This is a genomic window from Sphingopyxis selenitireducens (assembly GCF_051550705.1).
Lineage (GTDB): Bacteria > Pseudomonadota > Alphaproteobacteria > Sphingomonadales > Sphingomonadaceae > Sphingopyxis.
Genome location: NZ_JBPULG010000002.1, coordinates 674,581 through 698,088 on the forward strand (window position 1 = coordinate 674,581; position 23,508 = coordinate 698,088).

Sequence of the window (23,508 nt, forward strand, 5' to 3'; positions counted from 1 at the left end):
TTCATGCGTGGAATTAGCCGGTCGTTGGTCGAAGGGAAAGCGCCGCCCGACGAAGAAACTGGTTGGCATTGAAACCAGATTGGCAGGGGCCTATTCATTCGCCATCCCGAAGTCAGCGAGGCCTTTGATCCATGAAAAATCCCGTTTACGCCATATTGCTGTCCACTGCCGCGATCGTCGCGGGGCCTGTCGCCTGCACCAGCGGCAAGGAAGAAAGCTCGGCAAGTTACACCGTCGGCACCGAACTCGGCATCAGCAAGGCGGCGATGGATACCGCCGTGAAGCCCGGCGACGACTTTTACGCCTATGCGAACGGCAACTGGCAGAAGACGACCGAAATTCCTGCCGACCGCTCGTCGACCGGCGCCTTCTACACCGCCTTCCTCGAAACCGAGAAGCGCACCCGCGAACTGGTCGATGCGATCGTCAAGGGCGACGCCAAACCGGACACGGATGAGGGGCGCATCGCGGCCTTCTACAAGGCCTATACCGATACCAAGGCGATCGACGCCGCGGGCCTGAAGCCCGTCGCGGCCGATCTCGCGCGTTTCGAGGCGATCACCGACAAGGCCGCGCTGTCCAAAATCCTCGGCGAGCAGGTTCGCGCCGACGTCGATCCGCTGAATGCCACCGACTACAACACCGAAAATCTGTTCGGCATCTTCGTTACCCAGGGTCTGGCGACGCCCGGCGAAGTGGTCCCCTATATGCTTCAGGGCGGCCTCGGCCTGCCCGAGCGCGAATATTATCTGTCGGCCGATCCCAAAATGGCGAGCATCCGCACTGCGTACCAGACCTATATCGCCAAGCTGCTGACCGCCGCGGGTATCGCCGACGCGGAGACCAGGGCGAAGCGCATCTATGATCTCGAGGTTCAGATCGCCAAGTCGCACGCGTCGCGCGAACAGAGCGAGGATTTCGCCCAGTCGGCGGGCGTCTGGGCAAAGGACGATTTCGCGAAGAAGGCGCCCGGAATGGACTGGAATACCTTTTTCAGCGCTGCGAAGCTCGACGACGCCGCGAAGTTCGGTGCCTATCATGCCGGCGCGATCACCGGCCTGTCGGCGCTGGTGGCGTCGCAGCCGATCGATGCGTGGAAGGACTGGCTGGCGTTCCACCAGATCAACACCCACACCGACGTGCTGCCGACCGCGCTCGACAACGCGCATTTCGCTTTTTACGGCACGACGCTTTCGGGCACACCGCAGCAACGCAGCCGCGACAAGCGCGCGCTCGACGCGCTGAATCTCTATCTGGGCGACTCGGTCGGCCGCGTTTACGCCGACAAATATTTCCCGGCTTCGGCGAAGGCCGAGGTCGGCGACATGGTCACTGGCATCAAGGCCGCCTTTGCCAAGCGCGTCGAGACGATCGACTGGATGGCGCCGGAAACCAAGAAGGAAGCGATCAAGAAGGTCGAGACGATTTCGGTCGGCGTCGGCTATCCCGACACATGGCGCGACTATGGCAGCTACACGGTCAGCGCCGCCAACGCCTACGCCAACGCCGTTGCGGGCGAGAAGGCCGAATATGCTCATCAGCTCGCCAAGATCGGCAAGCCGATGGACAAAAAGGAATGGTGGATGGTCCCGCAAACGGTCAACGCCGTGAACCTGCCGGTCCAGAACGCGCTGAACTTCCCCGCCGCGATCCTGCAGGTGCCCTTCTTCAACGCCAAGGCCGATCCCGCCTATAATTTCGGCGCGATCGGTGCCGTCATCGGTCACGAGATCAGCCACAGCTTCGACAATAATGGCGCTGCGTTCGATTCCACCGGCGCGCTGCGTAACTGGTGGACGGCCGCCGATCTGAAGAAGTTCGACGAAGCGGGCGCTGCGCTTGCCGCGCAATACGACAGCTATAAGCCGTTCCCCGATCTCGCGGTTAACGGCAAGCTGACGCTGGGTGAGAATATCGCCGACGTCGCGGGGCTGCAGGCCTCCTACGACGCCTATCGCGCGTCGCTGAAGGGCAAGGAAGCGCCGGTTATCAACGGCTTCACCGGCGACCAGCGCTTCTTCATCGCCTATGCGCAAACTTGGGCGACCAAGATGCGCGACGAGGCGCTGCGCCAGCGCGTCGCGACCGACGGGCATGCGCCGGGCAACTACCGCGCGCTCACCGTCCGCAACCTCGATGCATGGTACAAGGCGTTCGACGTCAAGGAAGGCGACAAGCTCTACCTCGCGCCCGACAAGCGCGTGCGCGTCTGGGGATGATGAAACGGCGGGGCGGGGCAATTACTTCGCCCCGTCCTTGCCGGTCTGATCGCCCGGCTTTTCTTTCAGGATCAGATAGCGATAGACGCCGACGCAGTTGATCGCGAGCAGCGCGATATTCTGCCAGCCGATGCCTTCGCTGTCGCTTTGCAGAAAGCCCCACGCGATCAACGCCATGCTGCTCGTGACAAAGATGACGAACGCCCAGCCTGTCGGACGCCGGCCGAGGTTCAGGGACACGATCAGCGCCGCGAGCGTCCCGGCACCCGCCCCATAATATTGGAACAGATCGAGCAGACCGTCGCTCATGATGCGATGGCACCAAATATCGCGAATATGCCCGACGCGGTCAGAACCGGCCAGCCGATATGGCGCCCGCGCGTGTAGATGGCGTCGAACAATCCGACCCCGGTCCATGCGATCCCGGTCAGCAGGATCAGCCCGCTCGGGCTCCCCGGCCACACGACGACCGCTGCCGATACCAGCATCAACACCGACATCGCATACCAGGCAAAACGAAAAACCCGGCGCGCCAGATCGACGCCCATAATGCCCTGATCGACCATCATCAGTGGCCGGATCAGTCGCTTTTCGCCCAGAAATCCGTGAACGGCGGCCGTTGTCACCATGAATGCCGCAGACAGGTAAAGCCAAGTCATGTCGCGTCGCCGATCATCTGTCTGCGTCCGGCAGGACGATGCTGGCAACAAGACCGGCAATCGAAACCGCAAAGGCCAACCCGATTAATGCGGTCAAAATCCCGAGCGAAAAATTTCCGGGATTGGCGCTCGCGGGATCGAACAGCTTCCCGAAAAAGCTTCCGTAAAGCATCCCGACAGCGATGCCCCATGATGCGGAAAAGAAACTCCGCGTCACACGGGTCGGACGGCGAACCGCGATGGCGGCGGCGATCATCATCGCCCCCGCCAGCATATCGTCCATCCAGAAGGCGACCGGACGACCGGCACCCCACGAACGATAGGCTTCGCCGCCCATCAGCAACAGCGCACCGACAATCGCCAGGATGCGCAGGGATTTCAAGCGCCGGAGCCGATCAGTTCGCGGCCGATGAGCATGCGGCGGATTTCGTTGGTGCCTGCGCCAATGTCGAGCAGCTTTGCATCGCGCCAGTAACGCTCGACCGGCCAATCCTTGGTATAGCCCGCTCCGCCCAGCGCCTGGATCGCTTCGCCCGCGACCTTCACCGCGCTCTCGCTGGCCAGCAGGATGCAGCCTGCGGCGTCGAAACGCGTCGTCTGGCCCGCGTCGCACGCCTTGGCGACGTTGTAGACATAGGAGCGTGCCGACTGGAGGGCGACATACATGTCGGCGACCTTCGCCTGCATCAGCTGGAACGACCCGATCGGCTTGCCGAACTGCTTGCGGTCGCGAACGTAAGGAATGACCGTGTCGAGGCACGCCTGCATGATCCCGAGCTGAAGCCCCGCGAGCACGACGCGTTCATAATCAAGCCCCGACATCAGCACGCCGACGCCGCCATTTTCAGGGCCCATGACCTGTTCCGCGGACACTTCACAATCGGTGAAGACCAGTTCGGCGGTCGGCGAACCGCGCATCCCGACCTTGTCGATCTTCTGCCCGATGCTGAACCCCGGCATATCCTTTTCGATCAGGAAGGCCGTGATCCCGCGCGAGCCCGCTTCGGGGCTCGTCTTCGCATAAACGACCAGTGTATCGGCGCAGGTTGCGTTGGTGATCCAGAATTTCGTGCCGTTGAGGACATAGCCATTGCTCGTCTTCTCGGCCTTCAGCTTCATCGACACGACGTCGCTGCCCGCACCCGCTTCGGACATAGCGAGGCTGCCGACATGCTCGCCGCTGATCAGCTTGGGCAGATATTTCGCTTTCTGCTCGGCATTGCCCCAGCGGCGGATCTGGTTGACGCACAGGTTCGAATGCGCGCCATATGACAGGCCGATGGCGCCGCTCGCGCGGCTGACTTCCTCGACCGCGATGACATGCTCAAGATAGCCGAGGCCAAGGCCGCCGAACTCTTCCTCGACGGTAATGCCGTGCAGGCCAAGATCGCCCATCTGCGTCCACAATTCGTCGCGCGGGAACCAGTCGTCGGCATCGGCCCTCGCGGCGAGCGGTGCAATCTGTTCGTCGGCGAAGCGGGCGGTGGTGTCGCGGATCATATCGGCGGTTTCACCGAGGGCGAAATCGAAATCGGGGGTGGCGCGCATGGAAAACCTATCGATCGAGGGCAGGACAGGGCGGGATACTGCCTCAAAAGTTCATCATATGGAAATTGAAACGATTGCAGATTTAGCATAAGCAAAATTTATGATTAAGCGTGCACACATCCGTCAGTTTCTCGCCGTCGTCGATGCGGGCAGTTTTACACAGGCCGCACTTCGCATCCGCGTCACCCAGCCCGCGCTGTCCACCGGTATTGCCGAACTCGAAAAGCTGGTCGGCACGCCCCTGTTCATCCGCAACCGCCGCCAGATAAGGCTGACCGAGGCGGGCGGGCGCTTCCTGCCGATCGCGCGCGATCTCGAACGGGGCTTTCGCGCCGCCGATGGCTTCGGCCGAGATGCAGATAATCGCGCCAGCGAACTCAAACTCGGTATCATCCGATCGGTGTCGGGCGAACTGCTCCATGCGATCGTCGCGGCGCTACGGCCGGGTTTCACGATCGAACTCGTCGAAAATGGCGACTCCGAACTGCGCGCCGCGATCGGCAGTGGGCGCATCAACATCGGCCTGGTCCCGCTGCGGGCGGGGGAGGGCGGCGGCCATATCCTGTCGCTTTATGAGGAGCCGCTGACGATGTTCGTCGCCGCCGACCATCCGCTCGCAGGCCGGATCGAGGTCGCGCCCGAAGAACTGGCCGCCGAAACGATGATCGCGCGCCGCTCATGCGAATATCTCGACGCGACGAGCCGCTTCTTCACCCGCCACGGCGTGCGCCCGCGCTTTGCGCTGCGCAGCGACAGCGACGACCGCTGCCTCGCGATGGTCGCGGCAGGGATAGGCATCACGACCGCGCCCGTTTCGCTGGCGATCGACGGCATCGTTCCGCTGAAGGTCACCGGCTATGATTTTCGCCGCGAACTGGGGCTGGTCGTCGATCCGGCCTGGGCCGCGCTTCCCGAGGTCGAGCCCCGGCTCGCCCACGCGCTCGAAACGATCAAAAGCATCGCCGCCGACTGGCGCGAAACCAAAGTCGATATTGCGGCGTGATCATGATCCCTGCAAGTCTGGCTTGCATGGGCAAAAGGCCATACAGTTTGCTCGGCGCCGCGACGCACGGCAAGGGCGGGAACATGATCGATACGCTGACCCATCTCGACCGGCTGGAGGCCGAGAGCATTCATATCATGCGCGAAGTGATGGCTGACGCGGCCAATCCGGTGATGCTGTACAGCGTCGGCAAGGATAGCGCCGTTATGCTGCATCTTGCCCGCAAGGCTTTCTATCCCTCCCCGCCGCCGTTCCCGCTGCTCCACGTCGACACGACTTGGAAATTTCAGGCGATGTACGAACTGCGCGACCGTATGGCGGCCGAAAGCGGGATGGAATTGCTCGTCTATCAGAATCCCGAGGCGAAAGAGCGCGGGATCAACCCGTTCGACCATGGCCCGCTCCACACCGATATGTGGAAGACCGAGGGTCTGAAGCAGGCGCTCGACAAATATGGCTTCGACGTCGCCTTTGGTGGCGCACGCCGCGACGAGGAAAAGAGCCGCGCGAAAGAGCGCATCTTCTCCTTCCGCACCGCATCGCACGGTTGGGACCCGAAACGCCAACGGCCCGAATTGTGGAACCTCTACAACGCCCGTAAAGCGAAGGGCGAAAGCATCCGCGTCTTTCCGATCAGCAACTGGACCGAGCTCGACATCTGGCAGTATATCGCGCGCGAGAATATCCCGATCGTTCCTCTCTATTTCGCCGCCCCGCGCCCGACGGTCGAACGCGACGGCTTGCTCCTGATGGTCGACGACGACCGCTTCCCGCTGCTGCCCGGTGAAACCCCGGTCGAACGCTCGATCCGCTTCCGCACCCTCGGCTGCTATCCGCTGACCGGCGCGGTCGAGAGCGAAGCAACGACCCTATCTGAAGTGATCCAGGAAATGCTGCTCACCACTACCAGCGAGCGGCAGGGCCGCGCGATCGACAAGGATGCGGGTGACGGTTCGATGGAGAAGAAGAAGCAGGAGGGTTACTTCTGATGACCGATCCGATTTACGTCACCGACGCGCTCATCGCCGAGGATATCGACGCCTATCTCGCGCAGCATCAACAGAAATCGCTGCTCCGTTTCATTACCTGCGGTTCGGTCGACGACGGCAAATCGACGCTGATCGGGCGGCTGCTTTACGACAGCAAGATGATCTTCGAGGATCAGCTCACCGCGCTCGAGGCCGACAGCAAGCGCGTCGGCACGCAGGGCGGAGAGATCGACTTCGCGCTCCTCGTCGACGGCCTCGCCGCCGAGCGCGAGCAGGGGATCACGATCGACGTCGCCTATCGCTTTTTCACGACCGAGAAGCGCAAGTTCATCGTCGCCGACACCCCGGGCCACGAACAATATACGCGCAACATGGTCACCGGTGCTTCGACCGCCGACCTCGCCGTCATCCTGATCGACGCGCGGAAGGGCGTACTCACCCAGACGCGCCGCCACAGCTTCCTCGCACAGCTGATCGGCATCAAGCATATCGTGCTGGCGGTGAACAAGATGGACCTCGTCGGCTATGACAAGGCGGTTTTCGAACGCATCGTGCTGTCGTACCGCGCCTTCGCGACCGAAATCGGCATTACGAACTTTACCCCGATCCCGATATCGGGGTTCAAGGGCGACAATATCACCGCGCTGTCGGACAACACGCCCTGGTTCAAGGGCCCTGCGCTGATCGAGCATCTCGAAAATGTCGACGTCGCGGTCAGCGATGACGAAGCGAAACCCTTTCGCCTGCCGGTCCAATGGGTCAACCGTCCCAATCTCGATTTCCGGGGTTTCTCGGGCCAGATCGCCAGCGGCACGGTCAAACCCGCCGATGCCGTCCGCATCCTGCCCAGCGGCAAGACCACAACGGTCAGCCGCATCGTGACGCTGGACGGCGACCTCGACGAAGCCGTCGCGGGCCAGTCGATCACGCTGACCCTCGCCGACGAGGTCGATTGCTCGCGCGGTGACGTGATCGCCATCGCCGACACGCCGCCCGAGGCCGCCGACCAGTTCGAGGCAACGCTCGTCTGGATGGCCGACGAAGCGATGATCGCGGGCCGCGCCTATTGGCTCAAACTCGCGACGCAAAGCGTCTCGGCGACGATCCAGCCCCCGAAGTATGAGATTAACGTCAACACGCTCGACCATCTGGCGGCGAAGACGCTCGAACTCAACGGCATCGGCGTCGTCGAACTCTCGACCGACAAGCCGATCGTGTTCGAGGCCTATGGCGACAATCGGACGCTCGGTGGTTTCATCCTGATCGACAAGCTGACCAACGCGACCGTCGCCGCGGGGATGCTGCACTTCAGCTTGCGCCGCGCGCAAAATGTCCATTGGCAGGCAACCGACATCAGCCGCGACATGCGCGCCGACCTCAAGAACCAGAAGCCCGCCTTGCTCTGGTTCACCGGCCTCTCGGGCTCAGGCAAGTCGACGATCGCGAACCTCGTCGAAAAGAAGCTGCACCGGATGAACCGCCACAGCTTCCTGCTCGACGGCGACAATGTCCGCCACGGCCTCAACCGCGACCTGGGCTTTACAGAGGCCGACCGGATCGAGAACATCCGCCGCGTCGGTGAGGTCGCGAAGCTGATGAGCGACGCGGGGCTGATCGTGATCACCGCCTTCATCTCGCCATTCCGCGCCGAGCGTGACATGGTGCGCGCAATGCTGCCCGAAGGTGAATTTATCGAAGTCTTCATCGACACGCCGCTGGCGGAGGCGGAGAAACGCGACGTCAAAGGCCTCTACAAAAAGGCACGCGCCGGACAGCTCAAGAATTTCACCGGCATCGACAGCCCCTATGAAGCGCCCGAGAGCCCCGAAATTCGCATCGATACGACCGCAATGACCCCCGATCAGGCTGCCAACCTGATCATCGACCGGCTGCTCGGCTGACATGGCCGAAAGCGACGAGCAACTCGCCGAACGGCTCGCTACGGCGGCGGGGCGGATATTGCTCGACCTGCAGACAAGGGGAGACCTCGAAGGCAAGGCATTGGGGCAGGCGGGGGATGAGGCCGCCAATGCGATGCTGTGCCGCGAATTGCGCACTGCGCGTCCCGACGATGGCGTGCTGTCCGAAGAGGAAAGGGACAGCGCGGCGCGCCTCGCGCACAGCCGCGTCTGGATCGTCGATCCGCTCGACGGCACCCGCGAATATGGCGAGGGACGCAGCGACTGGGCGGTGCATGTTGCGCTTGCGGTCGATGGCGTCGCCAGCGTCGGCGCGGTGGCGCTGCCGGGCCTCGGCATCACCTTGACTTCGGGCGCGCCAACGCCGCTCGCACCGGCAAACACGCCGCTGAAAATGCTGGTCAGCCGGACCCGCCCCGCCGCCGAGGCCATCCATGTCGCCGAACGCATGGGTGCCGAATTGCTTGCCATGGGCTCGGCGGGCGCCAAGGCGATGGCGGTTGTGCGCGGCGAGGCCGATATCTACCTCCATACCGGCGGCCAGTATGAATGGGACAATTGCGCGCCCGCCGCGGTTGCGCAGGCGGCAGGTCTGCACGTCAGCCGCGTCGACGGATCGCCGATCCGCTACAACAACGCCAACCCCTATCTGCCCGACCTGCTGATCTGCCGGAAAGAGCTCGCGGATGAAGTGCTCCGGCTCGCAGCGGAATTTTCGCCCGCCTGAGCGGCGAGCCATTGCAAGCCGCGCCCGCCCGCCGTAACCCGTTGCATCGAGCAACCGAAAACGGGAGAACCGCGATGACCGACCTGCCTGACACAAACCTGACCATGCTGACCCTCGCCAAGCCCGAGGGCGAGCTGGAAGTATCGCTCGAACGCCGTCCGATGCCGACGCCCCAGCCGCACGAGGTTCTGGTCAAGATCCTTGCAACCCCGATCAACCCGTCCGACCTCGGCCTGCTGTTTGGCGCCGCCGACATGACGACCGCGCGCGCATCGACCCGCGATGGCCTGCCCGTGATCACCGCCGCCATTCCCGCGCCGGCGATGCGCGCGATGGCCGGGCGCGTCGGCGACGCGCTGGCGATCGGTAACGAAGGCTGCGGCCTCGTCGTTGCGGCGGGATCGTCGCCCGAAGCGCAGGCGCTGCTCGGCAAGACCGTCGCGCTGATCGGCGGCGAAATCTATGCCGAATACCGCTGCCTGCCCGCGCAAATGTGCATGGTCCTGCCCGACGGCACCGATCCGAAGGACGGCGCCTCCTGCTTCGTCAATCCGCTCACCAGTCTCGCCTTCACCGAAACGATGAAGAATGAAGGCCATAGCGCGATCGTCCACACCGCCGCCGCGTCGAACCTCGGCCAGATGCTCGTCAAAATCTGCGTCAAGGACGGTATCCCGCTCGTCAATATCGTGCGGAGCGACGCGCAGGTCGAAATCCTGAAAGGCCTCGGTGCGAAATATATCGTCAACAGCAGCGCCGACGACTTCATGGAGCGGCTGATCGACGCGATCGCCGAAACCGGAGCAACGATCGGCTTCGACGCGACCGGCGGCGGCAAGTTGGCGGGGCAGGTACTGACCGCGATGGAAGCTGCGGCGGTCAAGCGCATGACGACTTACAGTCGCTATGGGTCGGACACATTCAAGCAAGTTTATATCTATGGCGCGCTCGATCTGTCGCCGACGATTTTTTCGGCGCGCAGCTTCGGCCTGACCTGGTCGCTGTCGGGCTTCCTGCTCACGCCCTTCCTGCAAAAGGCCGGGATGGAAACCAATATGCGGCTCCGCAAGCGCGTGATCGACGAACTGACAACGACGTTCAAAAGCCACTACAGCCACGAAATCTCGCTTACCGACGCGCTGTCGCTCGACGTCGCGCAGGCCTATAATGCGAAGCGGACCGGTGAGAAATATCTGATCAAACCGCACGGCTAACAAGCGCCAGCTTCGCTTTCGGGCATCAGGCGATGCGCGTCACCCGGGCTTGCTCCGGGGACCACAACGTCGGCGGCCTGTGGATGCCGGATCAACGCCGGGACACGAAGGGGAAACGGCGGCTAACGACCGAAAGCCGCCCTTTCTTATTTCGTCACCCTGAACTTGTTTCAGGGTCCACGGCCTGCCGGTTCCTTCGGCGCGGCGCTGGACGAGAGACCGGATCATGGATGCTGAAACAAGTTCAGCATGACGAAGTTTAAAGGGCAGCTTTCCCGCCCAAAGCTGCGGCCTTCCATCATCGTCACCCCGGACTTGATCCGGGGTCCCGCTTGAAGTCCGGTGCTGGTCAATGTCTCAAAAGTGGGATCCCGGATCAAACCCGGGATGACGAAGTGGAAATGGTAACTAGCGACGGATTGTAAATACTAGCCGATATAGTATTCACCAAAGAGATGACCGATCCAGGCTCTAATTTCGTCGAATGGGGCATCGCTGCCGCAATCGTTTCTGTGGCGGTTACAATTTCATCTCGACGGATAAAACGCGAGGGCATGTCAGAAATCGCTCCGGCAAATTCGCGTCAAAAAGTTATCTGCGTTGCACTTCTTGTGGCGATGTGCGGATTGTGGGCCATCTATTCCGCTGGTTGGCATTTGTTCGGCGGCTATGAAAAGCATGTGGCGCTGTTCGTCCAACTTTTAGTCACTCTTTATGCGGTCAGAATCTCGAACATGTTGCGGATCTCGTAGCGTCGACTCACCACTCCAAAGCCGAAACCTGCGCACACTCCACTTCTTACCGCTTCATGCACTGCCGCTCATCGTCGCGCTTATACTCACTGCAATTCCACAGCGCCTTTTCAAACCCGGCCTTGTCGTCGCGCAGGTAGGAAAAGCTCATCGCCGCGCGCTGCGTGTCGTTCATCGCGTCGCTCTCGGGCTTCAGCACCGGGTTGGTCCACCCCATGAACTTGCAAAAGGGTTTGTCTCCGCACAGCCGCAGCGCCGTCGTCACGAAACTTTCGGGCGCCGCTTTACGGTCGAGCTGGGTATAGATGGTGTCGCGCCCCGCGGCTTCGCCCGCACCGACGACAACACGCGCTTCTCCGACTGCGGCGTTGGCATCGACGCCCGCAAGCTCGGTCGGCAGCCCTAGCGCGCCCGCGTGCAATGGCGACAGTGCGGCCATCTTGGCAACCGCCCCGTCACTACCCGACACAGCGCCGCGAAACGCACCGGGCGTGCCCCAATATCCGGGCCAGCGAAAAAAGAGATGCGTATCGACGATCGCGATCTTCTCCAGCGTGTCGCTCCAATAAGGGCGGACCCAGTCGGTGTGATAATGGGTGGCGAGCCCGACGGTGGGATCGGTCTTGCCGGCCAGCATCTGGTCGGCGTTCATCTGCGCACGCGTCCATGCCGCGTCTGAATAACGGCGGTTCAGCGCACCGTCGCAAGTGAAGGTGAACTGGCATCCGGTCGTGCGTTCAGAACCCTGGAACACGACACCGCAGATCGACTTGGGAAAGGCGGGATGCCGCGCGCGGTTGATGACGACCTGACCGACCGACAATTGCCCGCGCGTGTCGTCGCCGGCCTCGTAAATCATCGCGGCGGTCAGGCAATCGCGCGCCCGGGCGCGGCTGTCGCCATTCCCTGCATAGGAAAAGGGCCGCGCCCCGACAAAGCCCTTCAACACCAGCGGAATGCGCGCATTGGCGGCGCGTGCATCATCTTCGGCGACCGGCGCCAGTTCCATGGGAAGCACTTCCGGAACCACATCGGCGGGCGGCGCGATCGGATGGGGCCGGGCACGAAAAGCATCGGCGCCCGTCGGCTGGCTGGCGTAGAGTACCGCCACAACGACCGCCAGCGCCAGCAGGGCAAACGCCCAGCCGGTCCAGTCGCGCCGCAAGGGCAACGCTGCCTGATCCCCGCTGGGGCGCATCACCGTGCCTCAGATCTCCGGCAGGAAATCGGGAACCGACAGATAGCGTTCACCGGTGTCGTAATTGAAACCGAGCACGCGGCTGCCCGGCGGCAGCTCGGCGAGTTTCTGCGCGATCGCGGCGAGCGTGGCGCCCGAAGAAATCCCGACCAGCATGCCTTCTTCGGTCGCGGCGCGGCGCGCGAAATCCTTGGCATCGGCGGCATCGACCTTGATCACCCCGTCGAGCAGGTCGGTGTGCAGGTTGCGGGGAATGAAGCCCGCTCCAATGCCCTGAATCGGGTGCGGTGCGGGTTGGCCGCCAGAAATCACCGGCGATGCCAGCGGTTCGACTGCGAATATTTTCAGATTGGGCCAATGTGCTTTGAGAAACTGCGCCGTGCCGGTGATATGGCCGCCGGTGCCGACGCCAGTGATCAGCGCGTCGATCGGGGCGTCCTTGAAATCGGCAAGAATTTCGGGGCCGGTCGTGCGGAAATGAACCTCGACATTGGCCTCATTTTCGAACTGCTGCGGCATCCATGCGCCAGCGGTCGTCTCGACTAGCTCGATCGCGCGTTCGATTGCGCCCTTCATGCCCTTTTCGCGCGGCGTCAGGTCAAAGGTCGCGCCATAGGCGAGCATCAGACGGCGACGCTCGACCGACATGCTTTCGGGCATGACGAGGACCAGCTTATATCCCTTGACCGCGGCGGCCATCGCCAGGCCGATGCCGGTGTTCCCCGACGTCGGCTCGACGATGGTCCCGCCGGGCTGGAGGCTGCCGTCTTCCTCGGCAGCCTCGATCATGGCCAGACCGATGCGATCCTTGATCGAACCACCGGGATTGCTGCGCTCCGATTTCACCCAGACTTCAGCGTCGGGGAACAATCGGGCGACGCGAATATGCGGTGTATTCCCGATGGTTTCGAGGATCGAATTGGCTTTCATGATCTGTGCGCGCTTTCTTTATATTCGAACCGGGAGTCCCGCCGGGCAAAGCGATTGGGCCAGTCTCCGGTGCGGAGCCACTGCGCTTCGTCCGCCAGGGCGGGTGTGGGGACAGGTTGTAACGATGCCAGCAGATACTGTCCATAAGGCCAGTCGCCTATGCCCGAGTCGGCATTGATATGACCGAAGGGGCCGGCGTTGACGAAACGCGCGTCCCACTGCCGCGACAGGCGCCAGACATGCGCCGTCTTGGCATAGCTGTCATTGTCGCTGGCGACGACAATCGTCGGCGTACGCGACGTGAAGGATGGCACGTCTGCAAAGCTGGCGACCCGGGGGACGTGCCGAAGCTGTGACAAGTCGGGCGGTGCGACAAGCAGGGCGCCGGCGATGCGCGATCGGGCGAAACCGCCCGCAGCGGAAAACCAGTGCGCAAAAGCGTGGCAGCCAAGGCTATGCGCCGCGATCAGTACTGGTTCGTCCTCGGCATCGATGGCTGCGGAAATCTGGCGGACCCATTCTTCCTTGTCGGGTTCGTCCCAATGGCCGAGTTCGACTCGCTCGCAGGCGAAGAATTTATGCTCCCACAGGCTTTGCCAATGGGCCGGGCCGCTGTTGTTCAGGCCAGGGATTGTCAGAATTTTATGGCGTATGGTGGCATCATGCATGGCGGTCGCTCCATCGTGAGAGGGAAGGGGGGAGCCGTGGTGACGGGTGCCACCTGCATAATTCAACTAAATTAATTGACAATAACTATGTGGCGAATGGACGAGGCTTTGCGACGAGTTGATCTGGCGGGGTCGGCTCGCCGCGACAATCCGTCAGCCGGTCTGCTTGAACTGGGGTTCGAAGGTCTTTGCACGCCGTAGTTCGGGGAACAACCATGCCCATAGCGCGGTGACTCCGATCGCCGCAGCGCCGCCGAATACGACCGCGCCGACAGGTCCCATCGCCGCGGCCATCGAACCCGCACGCATCTCGCCAAGCTCGTTCGATGCCGAAATGGCAAGCCCCGACACCGCGCTGACCCGTCCGCGCATATGGTCGGGGGTGTTGAGCTGGATCAGCGTTCCCCGCACGAAGACCGAGAACATGTCGGCCGCCCCCATGATCGCGAGGAGCCCCAGCGACAGCGCAAAGTTGGTGGAAAGCCCGAAGCCGACCGTAACGGCCCCGAACACCGCGACCGCCCACAGCATCTTCACCCCGACGTTGCGCTCGATCGGGCGAAAGGCAAGGCCCAGCGCTACGACTGCGGCGCCGAGCGCGGGGGCCGCGCGCAGGAAGCCCAGGCCTTCAGGGCCGGTCTGCAAAATGTCGCGGGCGTAGACGGGCAGCATCGCAGTCGCGCCGGACAGGATTACCGCAAAAAGATCGAGTGTGATCGTGCCGAGCAGGAAGCGTTCCCGCCAGGTGAACTGGAGCCCGTCGAGCATCTCGCGCAGTGGGTGGCGACGCACTTCGGCGGGCGGCGGTTGCACCGGGCGCACCCGGCTGATCGTCAGCGCCGAAATGGCGAGCATCGCCGCAGAGAAGATATAGACCGAAGTCGGATGGACGGCATAGATCAGCCCGCCGGCGGCAGGGCCGATGACCGACGCCGATTGCCATGCGATGCTGCTCATCGCGATCGCACGCGGCAAGACGGCCGGCGGCACGATATTGGGCGCGATCGCACTCATCGCCGGTCCCGAAAACACGCGAGCGACACCGTGCAGCGCAGCGAGCCCGAACAGCAACGGCAGCGTCAACCCGTCGATCCAGGTGAACCACCCCAGCATCGCTGCAATGACGATGTCGATGCTGTTGGAGAATATCGCAACGCTGCGACGCTCGAACCGGTCGGCGACCCAGCCTGCAACGGGGGTCAGGATGGCGAGCGGAACGAACTGGAACAGGCCGAGCAGGCCGAGCTGAAATGATGCCTCGCGGATCGACATGCCATAGTCGCTGCGCGCCGTGTCATAGAGCTGATATCCGATGACCACGACCATCGCCATCGTCGCCATCACCGCAGTGAACCGCGCGAGCCAGAAATAGCGATAGTCGACAAAGCTGAGCGGGGAGGGGGGCTTGGCGGAGGCCGCAGATGTCGCGGGCTCGGCGGGAGGAGGGATCGTCGCCATTGCGCCTTGCCCTATACGGCTTTTCGGCCCTGTCCAGAGGCGGCGCGACCGCCGTTCGTCGATTTGCGGATGTCATCGATGGATTCGGGTGGCAGAAGGTGGGGCAAAGATGACAGGGAGATCGCCGGATGAAACGTAAATTTGCCCGCTTCGGTGGCGCCGCAATGGCTGCGACGCTGCTTGTTCTGACCGCCTGCAACGCCTCCGACAACAAATCCCCGTCGGCGGCTGGCGCGGAAAACTGGACCCAGTTTCGCGACGATTTCCTCAAAGGCTATTTCCCGCTCAACCCCAATTTCGCGGTCTATCAGGGCAAGCATGAATTTGACGGGCAACTCCCCGACTGGTCGCCCGAAGGGCTCGAGAAGCAGGCAGCGTTTCTGGAAAAGACCATCGCCGAGGCCAAGGCCTTCGATGGCAAGATGACCGACGCCGAAAAGTTTGAGCGCGATTATCTGGTCCATGTTGCGCAGGGGCAGCTGTTCTTTCTCCGCGACACCGACTTCGCCCAAAAGAACCCGGCCTTTTACGTCGGTGCGCTTGACCCCAATGTCTATATCGCGCGACCCTACGCCGATGCGACGACGCGGATGAAGGCCTTCATCTCCTATGCAGAGAAAGTCCCGGCGGCGGCGGCGCAGATCAAGGCGAATCTGAAGCTGCCGCTCCCTGCGACCTTCGTCAAATTCGGCACGGCGGGCTTCGGGGGCTTTGCCGACTATTATACCGGCGATGCCAAGGCGGCCTTTGCCGAGGTCAAGGATCCGGCCCTGCAAAAGCAGTTCGACGAAGCCGCAGCCAAGGCTGGCGCCGCGATGACCGACCTTGCGAAATATGTCGGTTCGCAGCCCGGAACCCCCGACGGTTATGCACTGGGCGCCGATAAATTCGCCAAGATGATCCTGACCAACGAAGGCGTCGATACACCGCTCGACGAACTCGAGCGGATCGGTCAGGCCGACCTCAAGCGCAATCAGGATGCGCTAAAGGCCGCATGCGCCACCTTTGCGGCAGGCATGGCGCTTGGCGACTGCATGAAAAAGATGAATGGCGACAAGCCCGCCGATGGCCCGGTAGCCGAGGCACGGCGCCAGTTGCCGACGCTGCGCGCATTTCTGGTCGAAAAGGATCTGGTGTCGATCCCCGGCACCGAAGAGGCAAAGGTCGAGGAATCGCCGCCGTACAACCGTCAGAACAGCGCCTATATCGACATTCCGGGGCCATATGAGAAAGGCCTGCCGTCGGTCTATTATATCTCGCCCCCCGACCCGAGCTGGGATGCAAAGACCCAGGCCGACTTTGTGCCCGGCAAGAAGGACCTGCTCTTCACCTCGGCGCATGAGGTGTGGCCGGGGCACTTCCTGAACTTCCTGCATTCGAACCGCGCGACCAGCATCTTCGGCAAGCTGTTCGTCGGCTATGCCTTTGCCGAGGGCTGGGCGCATTATACCGAGGAAATGATGTGGGAAGCGGGTCTGAACGAGGGCGACGCCGAAACCCATATCGGCCAGTTGTCGAACGCGCTGCTCCGCAATTGCCGCTATCTCTCGGCGATCGGCCTGCACACCCGCGGCATGACCGTCGCGGACTCGGAAAAGCTGTTCAAGGAGCAATGCTATCAGGACGAAGGCAATGCCCGGCAACAGGCGGCGCGCGGCACTTATGATCCGCTCTACCTCAACTATACGATGGGCAAGCTGATGATCCGCAAGCTGCGGGAGGATTGGACGAAGGGCGACCGCACGAAGTGGAAGGCCTTCCACGACGAATTCCTCTCCTATGGCGGCCCACCGATCCCGATGGTCCGCGCCGCAATGATGAAAGAGGATGCGCCGAAGGCGGTCTTCTGATTCGATGATCGTGCGACCGGGCTAGCGGAGGCCGCTGGCCCGGTCGCGCGGATCAGGCTGCCGGCGCGCGCAACCGCGCGACGAAGAAACCATCGAGCCCGCCTGCCTCGGCGAGCGTCCCGGGCAGGGTCCGGACGAAACCTTCTGCGTCAGGGGTGACGTTGCCGGGCAATTCGTCGACCCGCGCGGGATCAATCGCCCAATCGCTGTGCCGACCCAGAAAGGCCGTTATCTGGTCTTCGCCTTCGGCCCGCTCCAGCGAACAGGTTGCGTAGACGAGCGTCCCGCCCGGTTTGACCCACTGCGCCGCCCGGTCGAGCAGTTCGGATTGCAAAAGCGCCATTTCGGCGATCTGCGCGGGCTCGATCCGGTGCAAGACATCGGGATGGCGGCGAAAAATGCCTGTCGCCGTGCAAGGTGCGTCGAGCAGGACGGCATCTGCCTTCTCTTCCGGCGCCCATGACCGGATGTCACCCTGTTCGATGACGGCAGACAAGCCGGTGCGGTCGAGATTTTCTTGCAGCCGACCGAGGCGCTTGGCGCTCGAATCGACCGCAGTGACCCGCCAGCCTGCCGCCGCAAGTTGCATGGTCTTGCCGCCGGGGGCAGCGCAGAGGTCAAGTACATGATGGCCTTCGCCCGCACCAAGCAGGCGCGCGGGAAGGCTGGCCGCCAGATCCTGAACCCACCAGCCGCCTTCGCTAAATCCGGGCATCGCTTCGACGGCCAGGCCGCGCGGCAGGCGGCGATGCAGCGGCGCGAGCGTGACCGCGTCGGCCCATTCCTCTGCGCCCGGTTCGGCAGCAAAGCTGAGATCGATGGGAGGCGCCGCGCTCCATGCGATGGCGGCCGCGTCGGCCATTTCCGGACTCCATTCCTCGGCCCAGCGCTCGGCGGTGGACAGCGGCAGGCTGGCCGTTTCCGGAAGCTGCCAGCCATCCTGTTGCGCCCGCGACAATATGGCATGAACCAGCCGTCGTGGTCCGTTTGCGAGGAGCGGGAGGGCGGTCGCGACGACGGCATGCGGCGGGCTTTTCAGCACGAGCAGCTGGGCGAGCGCGATGCGCAGAACCGCGCGCGATTTTACGTCGTCGGGCAGGATTTGCGCCGTCGCACTGTCGATCAATATGTCGATGTCGGCCATCCAGCGCAGCGTTTCCGACACGATCGCGACGGCAAAAGCCCGATCGTTGGGTTGAAGACCTTGCGTCGCGGCATGCATGGCGACGTCGAGCGGATCGCCGCGACGGAGAATCGCGTCGATCAGGCGCAGCGCAGCGCGGCGGGTCGCCGTCCCCGGCGGGTCCATTTCGGTCGCAGGGCGCCTTTTGTTCGGACGACGATCGGTCATGGGTGATGTTCCAATGGTTGGCGTGAGGCGCGCAGGAGTCTATGGTTATCCCATGACCCGAACAAGCGAAGAAGAGAGCATCGGCGGCACCCCGCGAGCTGCGAAGCGCCCGGCGCATTTGAAGCCGCCTGCGGGATGGGTCAACGACCCTCTGCCGGTGCCTGAGCCGATACAAGAGGACAAGGCCGAGGATCAACCGGGTGGCCGCAATCCTGTGCGTTATGGCGATTGGGAGCTCAAGGGGCTGGCGATCGACTTCTGATGCACCATGCCCAAAGGGCACCGCGGCCAAACAGGTTCAACGTCAGGCCGGTTCGTAACGAGCCACGTGTTCCGCCGCCCGATCATCAATGGAACGCCGGACAAATATTGCCCGATCATATCGTCAAATGGCGACCGCCCGAACCGGAATCCGCCGGATTTTCCAGCGGGCCCGGTTCGGGCGGTCACGATGACGGATCCGCTTTTTAGACGGTCGGTGCTTCCGTGATCAGCGGCATTTTGCCACTCTTCACCTGTTCGGCAAAAATTTCGCGCATCAGCTGCAACGAGAAGAGGTGCGCGAAGATCAGCGGCAGCATGCCGTTCTGCATCATCTTGCGCAGCACGTCGCCGCGCAGTTCGCGCAGCTTGTTCTCGTCGACCATCTGGAAACCGCGATAGACATAGGGCTTGTCGGCGCCCTCGGGCTGGATCGCGACTTCGCCGTCCATCAGCAGGTCGGCCTTTTTCAGTTCTTCGACGAACATGCTGGTGCGCTGACCGGCTTCTTCGAAATTCTGGCAGAACTGCAGGACGGCATTGGTCGCTTCCGACGGCTTTCCGTCAGCGAACAATTCATCGCCTTCGTCGAACTTGCCGACCGCGTTCGCCGTGGGGTCGAAGCAAAGCGACAATTCGTCCGAATCGGGACGCAGGCGTGCCAGAAGGAAGGGATAGCGGCGGATATAGGCCGGGACATAAACCGGATTGACCAGCTTGCCTTCCGCATCGACGAACGTGTTGATGCCTTCGTTGAGGCCCATCAGTGCCAGCGGAACCGGATTGTCGCCTGCCGAGAATACGATCGGATAAAAGCGCGACGCGGCGACGAGTTCGTCGCTGGTCAGCGGCACGGCATGCTGATCGACCAGGAAATCGGCGCGATCAAGGGCGCGCGCACGGAAATCGGCATGGTCGACGCTCGAAAGCGGGACGAGGTCCTTATAGAAAAGCGGCAGATTGGCATTGGCGGGCGCAGTGGCCATGATCGAACTCCAAACAGGAATCCCCGGACGGGGCGGGACGAAAAGACAATGGGGCGCCTTATTGGGCTAAGCGTCACGGCGCAAGTGGCCGATCGCTATGGGGCCGCGCGGTCAGGCGATTAATTTGCCGGGATTGAACAGGCATTTGGGATCGAGCCCGGCTTTGACGCCGCGCAGCGCCGCCAATCGTGCCGGACTGTCGAGTTCAGCCAATATGTCGCGCTTCATCTGGCCAATACCATGTTCGGCGGACAGGGAGCCGCCAAGCTCGATGACATGGGCATAGACCAGCCGGCTGGCTGCCGCGCCATGTTCGGCAAGCCACGCCGCGCCATCGCTATCGATGGGGGGCTGGACATGATGGTGGACGTTGCCGTCGCCCAGATGTCCGAAGGACAGCGCGCGGACGCCCGGAAACCCATCGGCGAGCCGCCGTGCATTGTCGGCGATGAAGCGCGGCATCAGGTCCACGGGGACGCTGATGTCGTGCTGGATCGCCGGACCTTCCGCGCGTTCCGCTTCCGATATGGAATCGCGCAATCGCCAGAAATCTTCGCTTTCACGGTCGCTTTTGGCGATTGCGGCGTCGCGGATCCATTCCGCTTCCAGTGCGGCCGCAAGTTCTGCCTGCAGGGCCGCGTCCAGCGAATCGCCATCGTCGCCGGCCAGTTCGACAAGGGCGTACCAAGGGTGATGGTCTGCCAGCGGGGCACGTGTTTGCGGAATGTGGCGCAGCACTGCATCGAGGCAGCTATGCGGAATAATCTCGAATCCCTCGAGCTCGCGGCCGATGGCGCGATCGAGCTGGCGCAGCAGCAACAGGGCATCTTCGGGCGACTTGAGGCCGATCCATGCGGTTCGCCGGGCCGTCGTGGCGGGAACGAGGCGAAGGCACGCCGCCGTTACGATGCCCAGTGTCCCCTCCGCGCCGCAAAGAAGGTGCCGCAGGTCATAGCCGCGATTGTCCTTCTTGAGCGGGGCCAGCCCGTCGAAGATGCGGCCGTCGGGCAATACCGCCTCGACGCCTGCGACCAGCATGCGCATGGTGCCGTGGCGCAGCACCTGGGTGCCCCCGGCGTTGGTTGAGACGAGCCCGCCGATCGTCGCCGAGCCCTTGCCGCCCAGCGTCAGGGGAAATCGCAGGCCGCGCGTCAGCGCGGCTTCGTGGAAATGTTCCAGAATGACTCCCGCTTCGGCCACCGCGAACCCGGCGTCGCGGTCGATGCTCAGAACCCGGTTCATCCGCCGCAGGCTCAGCAACAGCTGGGTCCCCGATGCGTCGGGGGTCGCGCCGCCGACCATGCCGCTGTTGCCACCCTGCGGTACGATTGCCACCTCGGCCTCGGCGCAAAGACGAACGACGGCGGACACGTCTTCGGTCGAGGCCGGCGACAGCATGGCTGCGGCGACGCCGTGATATTTTCCGCGCCAGTCGGTCAGCCAGGGGGCCATCGCATCGGCATCATCGGTAAAGCCTTTCGGCCCCAGCAACGCCTTTAACGCGTCGAGCAACGCGGGCGACGGAGCGCGAGTCATGCCGGTCGGCGCCGAAAAAAACCGGAGGGATTTGCGGGCAGGGGTCGACAGCAATTCATTTGGTGTTCAATCATGCTCCTTAAAGGGAGCGATGGACGAATAGAATCTGTTCGTCCAGCCGGCATGATGCGGGAGCGACGGGTGAACTGGATATTGCATCGATATAGCGAAGGCGCGGCCGCATCGCCGTGTTGACCGCTACCGTCTTGTTGATCGCGGCGGCCGCGCCGACCGCCGACGTTGACGTACCGGTCGCTCCGCCGGAGTCGCTCGTCGGGCTGGTTCCGCCGATGCCGGTGGCGCCTGCTTCGCCCTATTGGCAAGTGGTGATCGAGCAACAACTCATCATTCGTGTGCCTGCGCAGCGTTCGCCGCTCAACAATTTCGCTGCAGGGCCGACGCCGCAACTGCGGCTGCGCGAACAGCCGGTCGTATGGAAAGAGAAAAAGGCTCCCAAATGCGTGGCGATGCGCAATATCATGGGAATGCAGGCGGCGCAGGGCGACAGTATCGACCTGATTACGCGGCAGAAGCAGCGACTGCGGGCTCAGCTAAATCGCGGTTGCCGGGCGCTCGATTTCTATGCCGGCTTTTATATGCAGGGCAATAAGGATGGCCGGCTTTGCGAAGGGCGCGACCAGATTCACGCCCGCACCGGCGCGAAGTGCGAGGTCAATAAATTTCGCCTGATGGTGCCGGTCCCGCGCGACGAGGATTAGGTCTCGCGATTAATCGCGGCATTTCGTCGCCTTTTCTTGACTTTTCATCGCACTTTCCCCATTGGCCGCCCCAGCACGCGCTGGCGTGGGACGCGGTGCTAACCCCTTTTTCCGGACATGATGACCCTATGAAATTTGCCGACATCGGCCTTTCCGACGAACTTCTGCGCGCCGTTACCGAGGCGGGCTATGATGAACCGACCCCGATCCAGGCGGGAGCAATCCCCTCTGTCCTGATGATGCGCGACATGATCGGCATCGCTCAGACGGGAACGGGCAAGACCGCATCTTTCGTGCTGCCGATGATCGACATTCTGGCGCATGGCCGTGCTCGTGCCCGTATGCCGCGTTCGCTGATCCTCGAACCGACGCGTGAACTCGCGGCGCAAGTCGCGGAAAATTTTGAAAAATACGGCAAGTATCACAAGCTGTCGATGGCGCTGCTGATCGGCGGCGTTCAGATGGGCGATCAGGTCAAGGCGCTGGAAAAGGGCGTCGACGTCCTGATCGCGACTCCGGGCCGCCTGATGGACCTGTTCGAACGCGGCAAGATCCTGTTGACCGGTTGCAACCTGCTTGTCATCGACGAGGCGGACCGGATGCTCGACATGGGCTTCATTCCCGACATCGAGAATATCTGCACCAAGCTGCCCGCGAATCGGCAGACTTTGCTGTTCTCGGCGACCATGCCGCCGCCCATCAAGAAGCTCGCGGACAAATTTCTGTCGAATCCCAAGACGATCGAAGTGGCCCGTCCGGCAAGCCGGAACGAGAATATCGCCCAATATCTCGTCAAGACGTCGGAACGCAGCAAGCGCGACACGCTCCGCGGCCTGATCGAGGCTGAGAATGTCGGCACCGCGATCATCTTTTGCAACCGCAAGACGACGGTGCGCGAACTGGCGAAGTCGTTGCAGCGCTCGGGCTATCAGGCGGGCGAGATCCATGGTGACATGGACCAGTCGAGCCGGATCGCCGAACTCGATCGCTTCAAAAACGGCTCGATCAACATCTTGGTGGCGTCCGACGTCGCGGCGCGCGGTCTCGACGTCAAAGGCGTCAGCCACGTGTTCAATTTCGACGCGCCTTGGCACCCTGATGATTATGTCCACCGCATCGGCCGCACTGGCCGTGCCGGAGCGAAAGGCCGTGCCTTCACGCTGGTGACGCCCTCCGATGACGAGGCGGTCGACAACATCCAGAAGCTGACGGGCTACACGATCCCGGTTCACGACACGGGCGCGCCAAAAGCCGAAGCGGCCCGGCCAGAATCCTCTGAAGAAGAGCGGGCGCCGCGCCGTAGCGCGCGTTCGGAGCGTGGCGGCCGTGGTCGCGGCGCCGCGAAGCCGGCGCGCGAAACTGTCGCTGAAGCGCCGCCGCCGGCGAAGCCAAGAAAGGCCGACGATAGCCGCCGGTCGCCTGCTCCGTCGCGTCGCGACGATCAGGATGGTCCCGACGACGGCTGGAACGGCCCGATGCCGGGCTTCCTTTCGGTCGGGTTCAACAGCTGATCAGGCGGAG

22 protein-coding genes are annotated in these 23,508 nt (G+C 62.9%); 11 read left to right on the forward strand and 11 right to left on the reverse strand.

Annotated elements, in window-relative coordinates; all coding sequences use genetic code 11:
• Positions 1–131: 131 nt before the first annotated feature.
• Positions 132–2,219 (forward strand): M13 family metallopeptidase, encoded by a 2,088-nt coding sequence (locus ACSYDV_RS09030; protein WP_438323464.1) that lies wholly within the window; start codon positions 132–134, stop codon positions 2,217–2,219.
• A gap of 21 nt (positions 2,220–2,240) precedes the next feature.
• On the opposite strand, the gene ACSYDV_RS09035 is transcribed toward ACSYDV_RS09030, so the two are convergent.
• The 4 genes from ACSYDV_RS09035 to ACSYDV_RS09050 are packed head-to-tail and all read right to left on the reverse strand — an operon-like array spanning position 2,241 to position 4,426.
• On the reverse strand, positions 2,241–2,528 hold the full coding sequence (locus ACSYDV_RS09035) for a hypothetical protein (RefSeq protein ID WP_438323465.1): 288 nt from the start codon (positions 2,526–2,528) through the stop codon (positions 2,241–2,243).
• Entirely contained in the window at positions 2,525–2,878 is a 354-nt protein-coding gene (locus ACSYDV_RS09040) for a hypothetical protein (protein WP_438323466.1), read from the reverse strand. The genes ACSYDV_RS09035 and ACSYDV_RS09040 overlap by 4 nt, the downstream gene beginning before the upstream one ends.
• A 13-nt stretch (positions 2,879–2,891) precedes the next feature.
• Positions 2,892–3,260, reverse strand: a complete 369-nt coding sequence (locus ACSYDV_RS09045) for a hypothetical protein (RefSeq protein ID WP_438323467.1) — start codon at positions 3,258–3,260, stop codon at positions 2,892–2,894.
• Positions 3,257–4,426 carry an isovaleryl-CoA dehydrogenase gene (locus ACSYDV_RS09050; protein WP_438323468.1) on the reverse strand — a complete coding sequence of 390 codons (1,170 nt, stop codon included), beginning with the start codon at positions 4,424–4,426 and terminating at the stop codon, positions 3,257–3,259. Before ACSYDV_RS09050 ends, ACSYDV_RS09045 begins: the two co-directional genes overlap by 4 nt.
• A gap of 100 nt (positions 4,427–4,526) precedes the next feature.
• Between ACSYDV_RS09050 and ACSYDV_RS09055 the strand changes: the two genes are divergently transcribed.
• From ACSYDV_RS09055 to ACSYDV_RS09080, 6 genes are all read left to right on the forward strand, one after another.
• Positions 4,527–5,429, forward strand: coding sequence for a LysR family transcriptional regulator (locus ACSYDV_RS09055; RefSeq protein ID WP_438323469.1), 903 nt, complete (start codon positions 4,527–4,529; stop codon positions 5,427–5,429).
• A 26-nt stretch (positions 5,430–5,455) separates the two neighbouring features.
• The gene (cysD, locus tag ACSYDV_RS09060; RefSeq protein ID WP_438323657.1) at positions 5,456–6,418 is read left to right on the forward strand and encodes a sulfate adenylyltransferase subunit CysD; all 963 of its coding nucleotides are present in this window, start codon (positions 5,456–5,458) and stop codon (positions 6,416–6,418) included.
• Complete coding sequence (gene cysN / locus ACSYDV_RS09065; RefSeq protein ID WP_438323471.1) at positions 6,418–8,319, forward strand: sulfate adenylyltransferase subunit CysN; 1,902 nt, start codon at positions 6,418–6,420, stop codon at positions 8,317–8,319. Before cysD ends, cysN begins: the two co-directional genes overlap by 1 nt.
• Before the next feature lies 1 nt (position 8,320).
• Positions 8,321–9,064: a 3'(2'),5'-bisphosphate nucleotidase CysQ gene (locus ACSYDV_RS09070; RefSeq protein ID WP_438323472.1), complete on the forward strand. Its 744-nt coding sequence runs from the start codon at positions 8,321–8,323 to the stop codon at positions 9,062–9,064.
• Positions 9,065–9,138: 74 nt separating this feature from the next.
• Positions 9,139–10,278 (forward strand): zinc-binding dehydrogenase, encoded by a 1,140-nt coding sequence (locus tag ACSYDV_RS09075; RefSeq protein ID WP_438323473.1) that lies wholly within the window; start codon positions 9,139–9,141, stop codon positions 10,276–10,278.
• A gap of 455 nt (positions 10,279–10,733) precedes the next feature.
• Positions 10,734–11,030, forward strand: a complete 297-nt coding sequence (locus tag ACSYDV_RS09080) for a hypothetical protein (protein ID WP_438323474.1) — start codon at positions 10,734–10,736, stop codon at positions 11,028–11,030.
• A gap of 46 nt (positions 11,031–11,076) precedes the next feature.
• Here ACSYDV_RS09080 and ACSYDV_RS09085 read toward each other — a convergent pair whose 3' ends face one another.
• The 4 genes from ACSYDV_RS09085 to ACSYDV_RS09100 all read right to left on the reverse strand — a co-directional run bounded on the left by ACSYDV_RS09085 (position 11,077) and on the right by ACSYDV_RS09100 (position 15,284).
• The gene (locus ACSYDV_RS09085) at positions 11,077–12,228 is read right to left on the reverse strand and encodes a cell wall hydrolase (RefSeq protein ID WP_438323475.1); all 1,152 of its coding nucleotides are present in this window, start codon (positions 12,226–12,228) and stop codon (positions 11,077–11,079) included.
• A 9-nt stretch (positions 12,229–12,237) separates the two neighbouring features.
• Entirely contained in the window at positions 12,238–13,158 is a 921-nt protein-coding gene (gene cysK, locus ACSYDV_RS09090; protein ID WP_438323476.1) for a cysteine synthase A, read from the reverse strand.
• Positions 13,155–13,826 (reverse strand): RBBP9/YdeN family alpha/beta hydrolase, encoded by a 672-nt coding sequence (locus tag ACSYDV_RS09095; RefSeq protein WP_438323477.1) that lies wholly within the window; start codon positions 13,824–13,826, stop codon positions 13,155–13,157. The genes cysK and ACSYDV_RS09095 overlap by 4 nt, the downstream gene beginning before the upstream one ends.
• Before the next feature lie 153 nt (positions 13,827–13,979).
• Complete coding sequence (locus ACSYDV_RS09100) at positions 13,980–15,284, reverse strand: MFS transporter (RefSeq protein ID WP_438323478.1); 1,305 nt, start codon at positions 15,282–15,284, stop codon at positions 13,980–13,982.
• A 128-nt stretch (positions 15,285–15,412) separates the two neighbouring features.
• On the opposite strand from ACSYDV_RS09100, the gene ACSYDV_RS09105 reads away from it, so the two are divergent.
• On the forward strand, positions 15,413–17,134 hold the full coding sequence (locus ACSYDV_RS09105; protein WP_438323479.1) for a DUF885 domain-containing protein: 1,722 nt from the start codon (positions 15,413–15,415) through the stop codon (positions 17,132–17,134).
• Positions 17,135–17,186: 52 nt separating this feature from the next.
• Here the strand turns inward: ACSYDV_RS09105 and ACSYDV_RS09110 are convergent, their stop codons facing one another.
• Positions 17,187–18,485, reverse strand: a complete 1,299-nt coding sequence (locus ACSYDV_RS09110) for an RsmB/NOP family class I SAM-dependent RNA methyltransferase (protein WP_438323480.1) — start codon at positions 18,483–18,485, stop codon at positions 17,187–17,189.
• A gap of 52 nt (positions 18,486–18,537) precedes the next feature.
• On the opposite strand from ACSYDV_RS09110, the gene ACSYDV_RS09115 reads away from it, so the two are divergent.
• Positions 18,538–18,747 (forward strand): DUF1674 domain-containing protein, encoded by a 210-nt coding sequence (locus tag ACSYDV_RS09115; RefSeq protein ID WP_438323481.1) that lies wholly within the window; start codon positions 18,538–18,540, stop codon positions 18,745–18,747.
• Positions 18,748–18,952: 205 nt separating this feature from the next.
• On the opposite strand, the gene ACSYDV_RS09120 is transcribed toward ACSYDV_RS09115, so the two are convergent.
• Both ACSYDV_RS09120 and ACSYDV_RS09125 read right to left on the reverse strand, forming a co-directional pair.
• On the reverse strand, positions 18,953–19,732 hold the full coding sequence (locus ACSYDV_RS09120; protein WP_438323482.1) for a SapC family protein: 780 nt from the start codon (positions 19,730–19,732) through the stop codon (positions 18,953–18,955).
• A gap of 111 nt (positions 19,733–19,843) precedes the next feature.
• Positions 19,844–21,268 (reverse strand): FAD-binding oxidoreductase, encoded by a 1,425-nt coding sequence (locus ACSYDV_RS09125; RefSeq protein WP_438323483.1) that lies wholly within the window; start codon positions 21,266–21,268, stop codon positions 19,844–19,846.
• Positions 21,269–21,456: 188 nt separating this feature from the next.
• Here ACSYDV_RS09125 and ACSYDV_RS09130 point away from each other — a divergent pair, with 188 nt between their 5' ends.
• Together ACSYDV_RS09130 and ACSYDV_RS09135 are read left to right on the forward strand one after the other, a co-directional pair.
• Positions 21,457–21,987, forward strand: coding sequence for a hypothetical protein (locus ACSYDV_RS09130; RefSeq protein WP_438323484.1), 531 nt, complete (start codon positions 21,457–21,459; stop codon positions 21,985–21,987).
• A 128-nt stretch (positions 21,988–22,115) separates the two neighbouring features.
• A complete protein-coding gene (locus ACSYDV_RS09135; protein ID WP_438323485.1) occupies positions 22,116–23,498 on the forward strand; it encodes a DEAD/DEAH box helicase in 1,383 nt (460 codons plus the stop codon).
• Positions 23,499–23,508 lie beyond the last annotated feature (10 nt).

Bases quoted from the DNA above. Each gene is read 5' to 3' on its own strand.
- ACSYDV_RS09050 (WP_438323468.1), bottom strand. From the start codon at position 4,426: ATGCGCGCCACCCCCGATTTCGATTTCGCCCTCGGTGAAACCGCCGAT.
- ACSYDV_RS09100 (WP_438323478.1), bottom strand. From the start codon at position 15,284: ATGGCGACGATCCCTCCTCCCGCCGAGCCCGCGACATCTGCGGCCTCC.
- cysN (WP_438323471.1), top strand. From the start codon at position 6,418: ATGACCGATCCGATTTACGTCACCGACGCGCTCATCGCCGAGGATATC.
- ACSYDV_RS09085 (WP_438323475.1), bottom strand. From the start codon at position 12,228: ATGCGCCCCAGCGGGGATCAGGCAGCGTTGCCCTTGCGGCGCGACTGG.
- ACSYDV_RS09120 (WP_438323482.1), bottom strand. From the start codon at position 19,732: ATGGCCACTGCGCCCGCCAATGCCAATCTGCCGCTTTTCTATAAGGAC.
- ACSYDV_RS09105 (WP_438323479.1), top strand. From the start codon at position 15,413: ATGAAACGTAAATTTGCCCGCTTCGGTGGCGCCGCAATGGCTGCGACG.
- ACSYDV_RS09095 (WP_438323477.1), bottom strand. From the start codon at position 13,826: ATGCATGATGCCACCATACGCCATAAAATTCTGACAATCCCTGGCCTG.
- ACSYDV_RS09040 (WP_438323466.1), bottom strand. From the start codon at position 2,878: ATGACTTGGCTTTACCTGTCTGCGGCATTCATGGTGACAACGGCCGCC.
- ACSYDV_RS09080 (WP_438323474.1), top strand. From the start codon at position 10,734: ATGACCGATCCAGGCTCTAATTTCGTCGAATGGGGCATCGCTGCCGCA.
- ACSYDV_RS09035 (WP_438323465.1), bottom strand. From the start codon at position 2,528: ATGAGCGACGGTCTGCTCGATCTGTTCCAATATTATGGGGCGGGTGCC.
- cysD (WP_438323657.1), top strand. From the start codon at position 5,456: ATGGGCAAAAGGCCATACAGTTTGCTCGGCGCCGCGACGCACGGCAAG.
- ACSYDV_RS09115 (WP_438323481.1), top strand. From the start codon at position 18,538: ATGACCCGAACAAGCGAAGAAGAGAGCATCGGCGGCACCCCGCGAGCT.
- cysK (WP_438323476.1), bottom strand. From the start codon at position 13,158: ATGAAAGCCAATTCGATCCTCGAAACCATCGGGAATACACCGCATATT.
- ACSYDV_RS09125 (WP_438323483.1), bottom strand. From the start codon at position 21,268: ATGACTCGCGCTCCGTCGCCCGCGTTGCTCGACGCGTTAAAGGCGTTG.
- ACSYDV_RS09110 (WP_438323480.1), bottom strand. From the start codon at position 18,485: ATGACCGATCGTCGTCCGAACAAAAGGCGCCCTGCGACCGAAATGGAC.
- ACSYDV_RS09055 (WP_438323469.1), top strand. From the start codon at position 4,527: ATGATTAAGCGTGCACACATCCGTCAGTTTCTCGCCGTCGTCGATGCG.
- ACSYDV_RS09030 (WP_438323464.1), top strand. From the start codon at position 132: ATGAAAAATCCCGTTTACGCCATATTGCTGTCCACTGCCGCGATCGTC.
- ACSYDV_RS09135 (WP_438323485.1), top strand. From the start codon at position 22,116: ATGAAATTTGCCGACATCGGCCTTTCCGACGAACTTCTGCGCGCCGTT.
- ACSYDV_RS09075 (WP_438323473.1), top strand. From the start codon at position 9,139: ATGACCGACCTGCCTGACACAAACCTGACCATGCTGACCCTCGCCAAG.
- ACSYDV_RS09070 (WP_438323472.1), top strand. From the start codon at position 8,321: ATGGCCGAAAGCGACGAGCAACTCGCCGAACGGCTCGCTACGGCGGCG.